This is a genomic window from Streptomyces sp. NPDC047079, assembly GCF_040643755.1.
Lineage (GTDB): Bacteria > Actinomycetota > Actinomycetes > Streptomycetales > Streptomycetaceae > Streptomyces.
On the sequence record NZ_JBEYUZ010000025.1, the window covers coordinates 1 to 11,976 of the forward strand.

Below are 11,976 nucleotides of genomic sequence, written 5' to 3' on the forward strand. Positions count from 1 at the left end.
ACCGGCACCTGCACCACCTGCCACCGCCCCCTGCCCCGAACGTCTACCACCAGCCCAGACACAAGAACCAGAGCAACCTAACGGAGTCCTACTAGATGCAGCAGTCCGGGTCCAGGCCCCGGGGCAGGCGTTCGCCGCCGAAGACGGCGCAGGTCGGCTCGTCGCCGCCGAGCGCCGCCACGGCCAGCAGCAGCGAACCCGCCGTCCAGGAGGTCAGCTCCCGCGGCCAGATCGTCCGGTCCTCGAAGACGTAACCCGTCCAGTACAGGCCCGTCTGCGGGTCCCTCAGGTGCTGGATCGACTGGAGGATCTCCAGCGCGCGGTCGGACTCGCCCATAGCCCACAGCGCGAGGGCGAGTTCTGCCGACTCGCCGCCGGTGACCCAGGGGTTGGGGACCACGCACCGCACCCCGAGGCCGGGCACCACGAAGCGCTCCCAGTCCGCCTCGATGCGTTCCTTCGCCTCCGCGCCCGTCACGGCCCCGCCGAGGACGGGGTAGTACCAGTCCATGGAGTAGCGGCCCTTGTCCAGGAACCGCTCGGGGTGCCGGCGTATCGCGTGCCGCAGCGCGCCCACCGCCAGCTCCCAGTCCGGCTGAGGCTCCTCGCGCTGCTCGGCGATCGCGAGGGCGCAGCGCAGCGCGTGGTGGATGGACGAGCACCCGGTCAGCAGGGCGCCGGCGACGTCCGTGCCGTCGTCCTCCCGCTTCCAGCCGATCTGCCCCCCGGGCTGCTGCAACCGGAGCACGAACTCCACTGCCGCGTACACCGTCGGCCACATCCGGTCCAGGAACACGTCGTCGCCGGTGGCCAGGTAGTGGTGCCACACGCCGACGGCCACGTACGCGACGAAGTTGGTCTCGCGGCCGCGGTCGGTGGCGTGCTCCGGGTCGCCGTCGGCGTACGCCGCGTACCAGGAGCCGTCCTCGTTCTGGTGCCGGGCCAGCCAGTCGTACGCCTGCTCGGCCGCCGTGTGCTCCCCGGCCGCGTCGAGCGCCATGGCCGCCTCGACGTGGTCCCACGGGTCGAGGTGGTGGCCGCGGAACCACGGTATGGCTCCGTCCTCCCGCTGCACGGCGAGGATTCCGCCGACGGTCGCGGCGGCCTGCTCGGCGGTGAGAACCCCGGGCAGGACCAGGTGTTCCGTCCGGGGGGTCGTCACTGGGCGGCCGCCTCGGACAGCGGCAGGTGCGGCTTGGTCGCGTACGCCACGAAGCTCTTGCCGAGCAGCGGGTTAAGTGCCTGCTCGGCGACCCGGGTGGCGAGCGGCTTCTTCATGATGTCCCAGACGAGGAGCTTGTGGTACGCGCGTACCGGCAGCGCCTTGTCGTTGTCGACGCCGAACGCGCACTTCAGCCACCAGTAGGGCGAGTGCAGGGCGTGCGCGTGGTGCGTGCCGTACGGCTTCAGGCCCGCCTCCCGCATCTTCGCCAGGAGTTCGTCGGCCTTGTAGATGCGGATGTGGCCGCCCTCGACCTCGTGGTAGGCGTCGGACAGGGCCCAGCAGACCTTCTCCGGGCCGTAGCGCGGCACGGTGATCGCGATACGGCCGCCCGGCTTGAGCACCCGGACCATCTCGGCGAGGACACCCTTGTCGTCCGGGATGTGCTCCATGACCTCGGAGATGATCACGACGTCGAAGGACGCGTCGGGGAACGGGAGCGCCAGGGCGTCCCCTTCCATGGCGGTCGCGGTGGCGCCCGCGGGGGCCTCACCGGCCTCCTTCATCGCCGCGAACCACGTGGCGACCTCCCGGATCTCCTCACCGTTGCGGTCCAGGGCCACGACCTGGGCGCCGCGCCGGTAGCACTCGAAGGCGTGCCGCCCGGCACCGCAGCCGAGGTCCAGGACACGGTCGCCCGGGGCGAGCGGGAACCGGGAGAAGTCGACGGTCAGCACGTGGCCCTGCTTTCGCGGTTGGAATCGACGTCGGTCACAGTCGCGGCACCTGGGGAGCCCAGGGGACGGGCGGCGTGCGCGACGGCGGAACGGCCGGCGCTGGCCTCCACGGGTACGGCACGGTCGGCCATCGCCTCGCGGTACCGCGCCACCGTGCCCTGAGCCGCCTTGGCCCAGGTGAAGTGGCGCAGCACCCGCTCACGGCCCGCCGCGCCGAGCCGCACCCTGAGCTGCGGGTCCCCGAGCAGCCGGCTCAGACCGGCGGCCAGCGCCCCGGCGTCACCGGGCGGCACCGCCAGGCATGTCTCGCCGTCGGGTCCGGCGACCTCCGGTATCGCGCCACCGGTCGTGGCGACCAGCGGCGTGCCCGTCGCCATCGCCTCGGCCGCCGGCAGCGAGAAGCCCTCGTACAGCGAGGGCACGCACGCGACCTCGGCCGAGCGCACCAGGTCGACCAGCTCCGCGTCCGAGATGCCCTTGACGAACTCGACGGCGCCTTCGAGCCCGTACCGCTCGATCGCGTGTGCGACCGGCCCGTCCTGTGCGCGCTTGCCGACGACGACGAGGTGCGCGCCGGGGTGCTCGGTCCGCACCTTGGCGAGCGCCTCGATCAGGAAGACGAGTCCCTTCAGCGGCACGTCGGCGCTGGACGTCGTCACGATCCGGCCCGCCACCTGCGGCACCGAGGGATCCGGCGAGAAAAGGTCGGTGTCGGCGCCGATGTGCACGACGTGGATACGGTCCCGGGAGACACCCAGGTGGTCCACGATCTCCTGGCGGGAGGTGCCGGAGACGGTGAGCACCGACGGCAGCCGGCGCGCGACCCGCTTCTGCATGCGGGTGAACGCGTACCAGCGCCGGACGGACGCCCGCCGCTGCCAGCCCTCGGCCGCGTCCAGCTCCAGCCGCCGGTCCACGGTGATGGGGTGGTGGATGGTGGTGACCAGCGGGGCGCCCACGTCGCCCAACAGGCCGTAGCCGAGCGTCTGGTTGTCGTGGACGACGTCGAAGTCACCGCGCCGGGCGCGCAGATGGCGGCGGGCGCGCAGTGAGAACGTCAGCGGCTCGGGGAAGCCGCCGGTCCACATGGTGGCGACCTCGAGGGCGTCGACCCAGTCCCGGAACTCCTCGCGCCGCGGGGTGCGGAAGGGATCGGGCTGGCGGTACAGGTCGAGGCTCGGCAGTTCGGTGAGGGAGAGCCCCGCGAGGTCCTCGCCCTCGTCGAGGACGGGGTACGGCTGCGCGCCGATGACCTCGACCCGGTGGCCGAGCCGGGCCAGCTCGCGCGAGAGGTGCCGTACGTACACGCCCTGGCCGCCGCAGAACGGGTTCCCCTTGTACGTCAGGAGCGCGACGCGCAGCGGGCGTTCCCCGTCCGCGGCCGAGCCCTCCCCGGGACCGGCCTCCCTGGCCTCAGCGGTCACTCTCGGCCCCTTCTCCCTGCCGTTTCCCGCGAGACTACGACGGGACGGTAATCTAGAACAAGTTACAGACTTGATCGTTGAAGAGGCTCTGAATCTACCGGCAGGTAAGGGCAGCGTGAGCAGTGGAGCAGGTGATTCGCGCCACGGCTCGGGCCCCTGCCATGCTGTCTGATCACTCGCCCTCACCGACTGTCACGGAACACGGAACGGGACCCATGCCTGCGGAAGCCAAGGTGCCATCCAGTACCGCGCGACCGGCGGCGCAGCCGGCCTCGCCTCCGCTCACCGAGCGGCAGGAAGCGCGCCGCCGCCGGATCCTGCACGCGAGCGCGCAGCTGGCCGGCCGGGGCGGTTTCGACGCGGTGCAGATGCGGGAGGTCGCCGAGTCCTCGCAGGTGGCGCTCGGCACGCTCTACCGCTACTTCCCCTCGAAGGTGCATCTGCTGGTCGCCACCATGCAGGACCAGCTGGAGCATCTGCACCGCACACTCAGGAAGAAGCCGCCGGCCGGAGAGACTGCGGCCGAGCGGGTGGCGGAGACGCTGATGCGAGCCTTCCGGGCGCTCCAGCGCGAGCCCCATCTCGCCGACGCCATGGTCCGCGCTCTGACCTTCGCGGACCGAAGCGTCTCGCCGGAGGTGGACCAGGTGTCCCGTCAGACGACGGCGATCATCCTGGACGCGATGGGACTGGCGAACCCGACGCCGGACCAGCTGGCCGCGGTCCGCGTGATCGAGCACACCTGGCACGCGGCGCTGGTCACCTGGCTCTCCGGCCGCGCCTCCATCGCCCAGGTGAAGATCGACATCGAGACGGTGTGCCGGCTGATCGACCTGGAGGCATGAAAAAGACCTACGAGACAAGTTCCAACCGTTTTCCGATCTCTCGATCTTCCAACGTTCTGCTCGACCGTCGATGTCGGCCTGAGCGGAAGCCTTTTCGACTTCACGCCTAAGTCGGCTACTCCGGTTGAGCGTCTTCGCTCATCCCGTAGGCACTTATCAGTGTAACCTCCGGCACTCCGGATGGAAGACCCCAAACGTTGATTTTTTTGCCCATTTCGGGCATTTAGCCCTCCGTCACGAGATCCCGCGGGAGGCCCCGGCTTCCCGGCCGGGGGACGTCCACAGGGGCCTCCCAGGTCCGCCGATACCGGCGGGTACAGTAGCCGAGTCGTTCTCATACCCGTACGGGGGGAAGCCGGTGCAAATCCGGCGCTGACCCGCAACCGTGAGCCGCCCCCGGGCGGCGAGCCGGAACGCCGCGTACGGGACGTGACCGGCTCACGCGCACCGGCGGCCCGCCGGTGTACGGCACCGTCGAGGTCTGCGGAGCCGAGCCGCCCGGGGGGTGCCCCGTGCCGCCCTGCTCCCGGACACCAAGGGAGAGGCACCCGCCGATCATGATCGTTCGCCGCAGCGCAGCGGTACTGGCCGCCATAACCGTCCTCGGCGGGGCGCCTGTCACGGCGGCCCTCGCCGCCACCCCCTCCCCGTCCGCCTCGCCCTCGCTGCCGTCCGGCCTCTACGGCACCGCGGACCCCACGTACGACGGCGTGTGGCGTCAGTCGCTCGCCCTGCTCGCCCAGCACACGGCCGGGGTGAAGCCCGCCGCCGAGGCCGTGGACTGGCTGACGGGCCAGCAGTGCGACAGCGGAGCCTTCGCCCCGTACCGCGCGCGGCCGGCGGCGAAGTGCGACGCCAAGACGCCCGTCGACACGAACAACACCGCGGCGGCCGTCCAGGCCCTGGCCGCGCTCGGCGGCCACGGTGGCGAGACCGGCAAGGCGGTGGCCTGGCTGAAGTCCGTGCAGAACAAGGACGGTGGCTGGGGCTACACCGCCGGTGCCCCGAGCGACGCCAACTCGACGTCCGTGGTGATCGGGGCGCTCACCGCGGCGGGCGACCGGCCGGGGGACGTCCACAAGGACGGCAGGTCCCCGTACGACGCGCTGCTGAAGCTCGCGCTTCCCTGCGAGGGTGACGGGGCGGGAGCGTTCGCCTACCAGCCCGACAAGAAGGGCGGGCTCACGGCCAACGCGGACGCGACGGCGGCGGCCGTGGTCGGCGCGCTGGGCAAGGGGCTGGCAGGGGCCCCCGGACGACCCGACGGCTCCGCCCCGACGTGCAAGGACGCCACCGACCCCGGGCAGGCCGCACGCAACGGCGCCGCCTACCTCGGCAAGGCCCTGGCCAAGGACCAGTACCTCGTCTCGGCCCTGCCGGGCGCCAAGGACCAGCCCGACTACGGCAACACGGCGGACGCGGTCACCGCGCTCGCGACCGCCGGCCAGGGCGACCGGGCGACCGGCGCCCTGCGCTGGCTTCAGGCGCACCACGGGCCGTGGGCGCGGCAGAGCGGCCCGGCCGCGTACGCCCAGCTGATCCTCGCCGCGCACGCGATGGGCACCGACCCGCGCCACTTCGGCGGCTCCGACCTGGTCACCGCGCTCAACGCGACGGGCCCGGCGCCGCAGGCGGCCGAGAAGGCCGATGACAGCGGCAAGCCCGGCAAGAAGGCCGACTCGGGTTCCGGGTTCGGCGTGTGGTGGACCGTCGGCGTCTGTCTCGTCGCCGGTATCGGCGTCGGCTTCCTGCTCAGCGGCCGAGGCAAGGGACGCCGGCCGTGACCCGCGCCCGCGCTCTCGTCCCGCTCCTGGCCGCGCTGCTCCTGCTGTCGGTGGCCGCCGGTCCCGCCCGGGCCGTCGGCTACCGCTACTGGTCCTTCTGGGAGCGCCACGGCGGCACATGGACGTACGCCACCGAGGGGCCGTCGACCTCCCGCCCTTCCGACGGGGACGTCCAGGGCTTCCGGTTCGCGGTGAGCGAGGACTCCGGGGACGCGACGAAGCCGCGCGGCACCGCGGACTTCGCGACGGTCTGCGCCGGCACGCCCGCCCGGGGCGGCGAGAAGCGCGTGGCTTTGGTCGTCGACTTCGGTACGGCCGCGGACGCACCCTCCGGCGAGACCCCGCCCGCCCCGCGCACGGCCTGCGCCCGCGTGCCCGGGGACGCGACGACGGCGGACGCGCTCGCCGCGGTCGCGGGACCCCTGCGCTATGACACCAACGCCCTGTTGTGCGCGATCGCGGACTATCCGGGCAAGGGCTGCGGCGAGCAGGTGACGACGGGGAAGGAGACGGCGAAGGAACGGGCCCCGGCGAAGAGCACGGCTCGCGAGCAGCAGGCACCGACGAAGGAGGCGGCGGACCACGGCCCGGCCGTGGGCCTTCTCGCGGGCGTCGCCGCCGTGGTCGCGCTGGGCGGCGCGGCGCTGTGGCAGGCGCGCCGCCGCAGGGGCTGACGGTGGCATCGCGTCCCGGCCGCGGCAGGACGGCCGTGCACCCGGGCGCCTGGTGGCTGTGGGCCCTCGGTCTCGCCACCACCGCCACCCGCACCACCAACCCGCTGCTGCTGGCCCTCCTCCTCGCCGTGTCCGCCTACGTCGTCGCCGCCCGCCGCACCACCGCCCCCTGGTCCCGCTCCTACTCCGCCTTCGCCCGGCTCGGCCTCGCCGTCCTCGTGATCCGTCTGCTGTTCACCGTGGTCCTCGGCTCGCCCATTCCGGGCACCCACACCCTGTTCACCCTCCCCGAGGTCCCGCTCCCGCACTGGGCGCAGGGAATCCGCCTCGGCGGCCGGGTCACCGCCGAGAGTCTCGTCTTCGCCCTGTACGACGGTCTGCGACTGGCCACGCTGCTGATCTGCGTGGGCGCCGCCAACGCCCTGGCGAACCCGGCCCGGCTGCTCAAGGCCCTCCCGGGCGCGCTGTACGAGGCGGGCGTGGCGGTCGTCGTCGCGCTCACCTTCGCCCCCCATCTCGTCGCCGACGTGCGGCGGCTGCGCGCCGCGCGCCGGCTGCGCGGCCGGCCCGACCGGGGGGCGCGCGGTCTGCTCCAGGTCGGACTGCCGGTCCTGGAGGGCGCGTTGGAACGCTCGGTGGCGCTCGCCGCCGCGATGGACGCGCGCGGCTTCGGCCGCACCGCCACCGTCCCGCCGGCCGTCCGGCGTACCACCACCGTCCTCACGCTGGGCGGGCTGCTCGGCGTCTGCGCGGGCACGTACGGACTGCTGACCGCGGAAGGCACCGTCTACGGGCTGCCCGTCCTGCTCGCCGGTCTCGCCGCCGCCCTCGCCGGGCTGCGGCTCGGCGGCCGCCGTTCGCCCCGCACCCGCTACCGCCCGGATGTGTGGGACGTGCGGGCGTGGCTGGTCGCCGTCTCCGGCTTCGCGGCGGCGGCGCTGCCGGCCGTCGCCGCCGATCCCGCGGCACTGCACCCCGGTGTCGTCCCCCTGACCGCCCCGACGCTGCCGCTGCTCCCGGCGGCGGCGGTGCTGCTCGGTCTGCTGCCCGCGTTCGTCACTCCCGCCCCCGAGGAGGCCGCGTGATCCGCTTCGAGAAGGTCTCCGTGACATACGACGGGGCGGCCGGACCCACCGTGCGGGAGGTGGACTTCGAGGTCCCTGAGGGCGAACTGGCGCTGCTCGTCGGCCCATCCGGAGTCGGCAAGTCCACGGTGCTCGGCGCGGTGAGCGGGCTGGTCCCGCACTTCACGGGCGGCACCCTGCGCGGCCGCGTCACGGTGGCCGGACGCGACACCCGTACGCACAAGCCGCGCGAACTCGCCGATGTGGTGGGCACCGTGGGGCAGGACCCGCTGTCCCACTTCGTGACGGACACCGTCGAGGACGAACTCGCCTACGGAATGGAGTCGTTGGGGCTCGCCCCGGATGTGATGCGGCGGCGGGTCGAGGAGACCCTGGACCTGCTGGGGCTGGCGGGTCTCAGGGACCGGCCGATCGCCACCCTCTCCGGCGGTCAGCAGCAGCGTGTGGCCATCGGCTCGGTGCTCACCCCGCACCCGCGGGTCCTCGTCCTGGACGAGCCGACGTCCGCGCTGGACCCGGCGGCGGCCGAGGAGGTCCTCGCCGTCCTGCAACGACTCGTCCACGACCTCGGCACGACGGTCCTGCTGGCCGAGCACCGGCTGGAGCGGGTCGTGCACTACGCCGACCGGGTCGTGCTCCTCCCGGCGCCCGGCGCCCGCCCCGTCCTCGGCACCCCGGCGGAGGTGATGGCGGTCTCCCCCGTGTGTCCGCCGGTGGTGGACCTCGGACGGCTGGCGGGCTGGTCCCCGCTGCCGCTGACCGTCCGCGACGCCCGCCGCCGGGCGGGCGCCCTGCGCGAACGGCTCGCGGGTACCGTGCCCGCAGCGCGCGAGACCGTGCGCACACCCGGGACCACGGCCGTGAACCGGGCTCCCGCCGTCCCCGCCCCGCGCCGTTTCCTGCGCCGCCGCCCCCCTGCGCCCGTCATCGAGGAGTCGGACGCCTCCACGGCGCCCCCGCCCGCCGCGGTCGTCGAGTCCCTGGACGTCCGCCGTGGTCGCGTCGAGGCCCTGAGCCACGTCGACCTCACCATCGGCCCGGGCGAGACCGTCGCCCTCATGGGCCGCAACGGCGCCGGGAAGTCCACGCTGCTCGCCGCGCTCGTCGGGCTCGTCGAACCGGCCCGTGGCCGCGTCCGGGTCGGCGGTGCGGTGCCGCACCGCACCGCGCCGCGCGAGCTGGTGCGCCGTGTGGGCCTCGTCCCGCAGGAGCCACGGGACCTGCTGTACGCGGACACGGTGGCCGCCGAGTGCGCGGCGGCCGACCGGGACGCGGGTGCCGCCCCGGGCAGCTGCCGGGCCCTGGTGTCCGAACTGCTGCCGGGCGTCGCGGACGGCACCCACCCGAGGGACCTGTCGGAGGGGCAGCGGCTGGCGCTCGCTCTCGCCGTCGTGCTCACGGCGCGCCCTCCGCTGCTGCTCCTGGACGAGCCGACGCGCGGTCTGGACTACGCGGCGAAGGCCCGTCTGGTGGCCGTGCTGCGCGGGCTCGCCGCCGAGGGCCACGCCCTCGTACTGGCCACGCACGACGTGGAACTGGCCGCCGACCTCGCGCACCGCGTGGTGATCCTCGCGGACGGCGAGGTGGTCGCCGACGGTCCCACCGCCGAGGTGGTCGTCGCCTCCCCGTCGTACGCGCCGCAGGTGGCGAAGGTCCTCGCCCCGCAGCGGTGGCTCACGGTCGCCCAGGTCCGAGAGGCGCTGTCGTCATGAACCGCCGTTCACCGGATCCGGTCACGTCCTCCGAACCGAGTGCCGTCACGGCCCGCGGGCCGAGTGCCGTCACGGCCCGCGGGCCGCGAGCCGTCGCGGCCCCACAGGCCCGTCCCGTCCGCCTCGGCCCCCGTTCCGTCGCCGCCCTGCTTCTCGTGAGCGCGGTCGGCGCCGCGGGGTTCACCTGGCCCCTGTTCGCCGACCCCGACTCGGGGCTCGGCGCACACGCCCAGGACGCCCCCTGGCTCTTCGCCGGGCTGCTCGTCCTGCTCGTCGCCGTCGTGGCGGCGGCGGTCTCCGAGTCGGGACTCGGGCCGAAGGCCGTGGCCATGCTCGGGGTGCTCGCCGCGACCGGCGCCGCCCTGCGGCCGATCGGCGCGGGTACCGCGGGCCTGGAGCCGATGTTCTTCCTGATGGTGCTGAGCGGGCGGGTGCTCGGGCCGGGCTTCGGGTTCGTGCTCGGCAACGTGACGATGTTCGCGTCCGCGCTGCTGACGGGCGGGGTCGGCCCCTGGCTGCCGTTCCAGATGCTGGCCATGGGGTGGTTCACGCTGGGCGCGGGGCTGCTGCCGGGCCCGGACCGGCTGCGGGGGCGGGGCGAGGTGGCGCTGCTCGCGGGGTACGGATTCCTGGCCGCGTTCGCGTACGGCACGGTGATGAACCTCGCGGGCTGGCCCTTCATGGGGACGCCGGCGTCGAACATCGCGTACGACCCGCACGCCCGTCTCGCCGCCAACCTCGCCCGCTTCCTCGCGTACTGTCTGGCCACCTCGCTGGGCTGGGACCTGGGCCGAGCGGTCCTCACGGCCGCCCTGACCTGCTTCCTCGGCCCCGCCGTCCTGAAGGCACTGCGCCGGGCGACCCGCCGCGCGGCCTTCGAGAGCCCGGTGGCCTTCGACCCGCACCAGCCCTCGCGCGCCGGGGCCCGATGTGCGGGACCGGAGGGGTTGCGAAAGGCTGGAGTCAGCGCCCGTCACGGCGTCCCCACCGGAGCAGTCAGATGGCAAAGAACGATGCGGACCGGCCGTCGGCTCCCATGGAACCGGCAGCGCGGCACACGACGGGACCGCGGTCGTGGGCCGGCGACTGGGGACTCCTGCTCCTCAGGCTGACCTTCGGACTGCTGATGGCCTCGCACGGCGCCCGGAAACTCTTCGGAATCCTCGGCGGCGAGGGCCTGACGGCCACCGGCAAGGTGTTCGCCGCCCTCGGCTTCCATCCGGGCAAGGTCTTCGCCGTGATCGGCGGCCTCTCCGAGTTCCTCGGCGGCCTCGGTCTGGCGCTCGGGCTGCTCACCCCGCTCGCGGCCGCCGCCCTGATCGGCGTGATGATCAACGCCATGGTGACCGTCACCGCCGCCCACGGCCTGTGGGAGACGGAAGGCGGCGTGGAGTACAACCTCTGCATCGCCGTCGTGGCCCTCGCCGTCGCCGCCATCGGTCCGGGCCGGCTCGCCGTCGACCGCTTCTTCCCCTGGGGCCGGGGCGGCTGGGCCTCGGCCGCCGTCGCCCTGGGCCTCGGCGGTCTGGGCGCCGGGATCACGCTGAGCCTGTGAGCGGCCGCGCGCGTGCGGCGCCGGTCACACTTCGCCCTCCATGCGTGCGGCCCAGGTCACACCACTCAATTCCTCCCCGTATAACCGCCATGGGCGTTCCGCTACGTAAACCGTGACGAGCCCCACGTGACCACCGTCACCTACGAGGCGGGGCCGTAGGTGGATTTGACTGGCATGCACCCCTCAATTGCCCGCGCGACCTGCGGATTGAGAGCCACGTCACATGACGATCCTTTCTCGCAAATGCGACCACAACTAGTAAAAGGGGGCATTGCGGACGGCTTCTCCGCCTGCTTCTCTGGATGACGTCGCAGGGCGCCACGAACCCACCCGGGTCGCGGCGCCGGCGTATGCCCCCTTCGCCTCCGCGTGGTTCCGGCATGCCTGTGACGCCCATGTCCCCGACGAAAAGGTTTCTCTGTGTCCGTCTCCTTCATCCGCCGCATCGCCAACCCGAAGAAGGCCGTCGCCGCCACCGCCCTCGCCGCCGCCGCGGCAGGCCTGGCGATGACCTCGGCGCCCGCCCAGGCCGCCACCCCCACTTCGGCCACCAACGCCAAGGCGATCGCGCGCCAGATGATCCCGGACGCTACGCAGTTCGAAGCGTTCAACAAGATCGTCACCCACGAGAGCGGCTGGAACGTCCACGCCACCAACGCCTCCTCCGGCGCCTACGGCCTGGTCCAGGCGCTGCCGGCCTCGAAGATGGCGTCGGCCGGTGCCGACTGGAAGACGAACCCGGCCACCCAGATCAAGTGGGGCCTGGACTACATGAACTCCCGCTACGGCAGCCCCGCCGCCGCGTGGAACTTCTGGTCCACCCACCACTGGTACTGATAGAGCCGAACGCCTGACTGCGAAGGCGGTGACCCCCATCCGGGGTCACCGCCTTTGGCGCGTTCGCTCACTTCCGGCACTCGAACCACACGGCCCTGCCGCCCGAGGCTTGCGAAGCCCCGCGGCCTCCGGAGGCAGGGGCACTCTCCCCACGCCCCGCC

Annotated in this window: 10 protein-coding genes, 1 pseudogene and 1 riboswitch; of the genes and pseudogenes, 8 read left to right on the forward strand and 3 right to left on the reverse strand. The window is 73.3% G+C overall.

The genetic code is table 11. The annotated features are described in order from the left end of the window. Positions 1-91: 91 nt before the first annotated feature. The 3 genes from ABZ823_RS25515 to ABZ823_RS25525 are packed head-to-tail and all read right to left on the reverse strand — an operon-like array spanning position 92 to position 3,323. Positions 92-1,162, reverse strand: coding sequence for a prenyltransferase (locus tag ABZ823_RS25515; protein WP_361664779.1), 1,071 nt, complete (start codon positions 1,160-1,162; stop codon positions 92-94). Further along, entirely contained in the window at positions 1,159-1,899 is a 741-nt protein-coding gene (locus ABZ823_RS25520) for a class I SAM-dependent methyltransferase (RefSeq protein ID WP_361664782.1), read from the reverse strand. Before ABZ823_RS25520 ends, ABZ823_RS25515 begins: the two co-directional genes overlap by 4 nt. Beyond that, entirely contained in the window at positions 1,893-3,323 is a 1,431-nt protein-coding gene (locus ABZ823_RS25525) for a glycosyltransferase family 4 protein (RefSeq protein ID WP_361664785.1), read from the reverse strand. Before ABZ823_RS25525 ends, ABZ823_RS25520 begins: the two co-directional genes overlap by 7 nt. A 215-nt stretch (positions 3,324-3,538) precedes the next feature. Here ABZ823_RS25525 and ABZ823_RS25530 point away from each other — a divergent pair, with 215 nt between their 5' ends. The 8 genes and pseudogenes from ABZ823_RS25530 to ABZ823_RS25565 all read left to right on the forward strand — a co-directional run bounded on the left by ABZ823_RS25530 (position 3,539) and on the right by ABZ823_RS25565 (position 11,815). Beyond that, positions 3,539-4,168 carry a TetR family transcriptional regulator gene (locus ABZ823_RS25530; protein WP_361664788.1) on the forward strand — a complete coding sequence of 210 codons (630 nt, stop codon included), beginning with the start codon at positions 3,539-3,541 and terminating at the stop codon, positions 4,166-4,168. 349 nt (positions 4,169-4,517) lie between these two features. Further along, positions 4,518-4,586: riboswitch (cobalamin riboswitch) on the forward strand. 139 nt (positions 4,587-4,725) lie between these two features. Then, the gene (locus ABZ823_RS25535; RefSeq protein ID WP_361664791.1) at positions 4,726-5,952 is read left to right on the forward strand and encodes a prenyltransferase/squalene oxidase repeat-containing protein; all 1,227 of its coding nucleotides are present in this window, start codon (positions 4,726-4,728) and stop codon (positions 5,950-5,952) included. Then, the gene (locus ABZ823_RS25540) at positions 5,949-6,626 is read left to right on the forward strand and encodes an SCO2322 family protein (RefSeq protein ID WP_361664794.1); all 678 of its coding nucleotides are present in this window, start codon (positions 5,949-5,951) and stop codon (positions 6,624-6,626) included. The genes ABZ823_RS25535 and ABZ823_RS25540 overlap by 4 nt, the downstream gene beginning before the upstream one ends. Positions 6,627-6,628: 2 nt before the next feature. After that, positions 6,629-7,711: a CbiQ family ECF transporter T component gene (locus ABZ823_RS25545; protein ID WP_361664797.1), complete on the forward strand. Its 1,083-nt coding sequence runs from the start codon at positions 6,629-6,631 to the stop codon at positions 7,709-7,711. Continuing rightward, the gene (locus ABZ823_RS25550; protein ID WP_361664800.1) at positions 7,708-9,423 is read left to right on the forward strand and encodes an ATP-binding cassette domain-containing protein; all 1,716 of its coding nucleotides are present in this window, start codon (positions 7,708-7,710) and stop codon (positions 9,421-9,423) included. The genes ABZ823_RS25545 and ABZ823_RS25550 overlap by 4 nt, the downstream gene beginning before the upstream one ends. Positions 9,424-9,569: 146 nt before the next feature. Beyond that, positions 9,570-10,322: pseudogene (locus tag ABZ823_RS25555) on the forward strand (ECF transporter S component); the annotation flags it as partial. Positions 10,323-10,459: 137 nt separating this feature from the next. Next, positions 10,460-10,978: a DoxX family membrane protein gene (locus ABZ823_RS25560; RefSeq protein WP_361664803.1), complete on the forward strand. Its 519-nt coding sequence runs from the start codon at positions 10,460-10,462 to the stop codon at positions 10,976-10,978. A gap of 420 nt (positions 10,979-11,398) precedes the next feature. Then, positions 11,399-11,815: a transglycosylase SLT domain-containing protein gene (locus tag ABZ823_RS25565; protein ID WP_361664805.1), complete on the forward strand. Its 417-nt coding sequence runs from the start codon at positions 11,399-11,401 to the stop codon at positions 11,813-11,815. Positions 11,816-11,976 lie beyond the last annotated feature (161 nt).

Bases quoted from the DNA above. Each gene is read 5' to 3' on its own strand.
- ABZ823_RS25530 (WP_361664788.1), top strand. From the start codon at position 3,539: ATGCCTGCGGAAGCCAAGGTGCCATCCAGTACCGCGCGACCGGCGGCG.
- ABZ823_RS25535 (WP_361664791.1), top strand. From the start codon at position 4,726: ATGATCGTTCGCCGCAGCGCAGCGGTACTGGCCGCCATAACCGTCCTC.
- ABZ823_RS25560 (WP_361664803.1), top strand. From the start codon at position 10,460: ATGGAACCGGCAGCGCGGCACACGACGGGACCGCGGTCGTGGGCCGGC.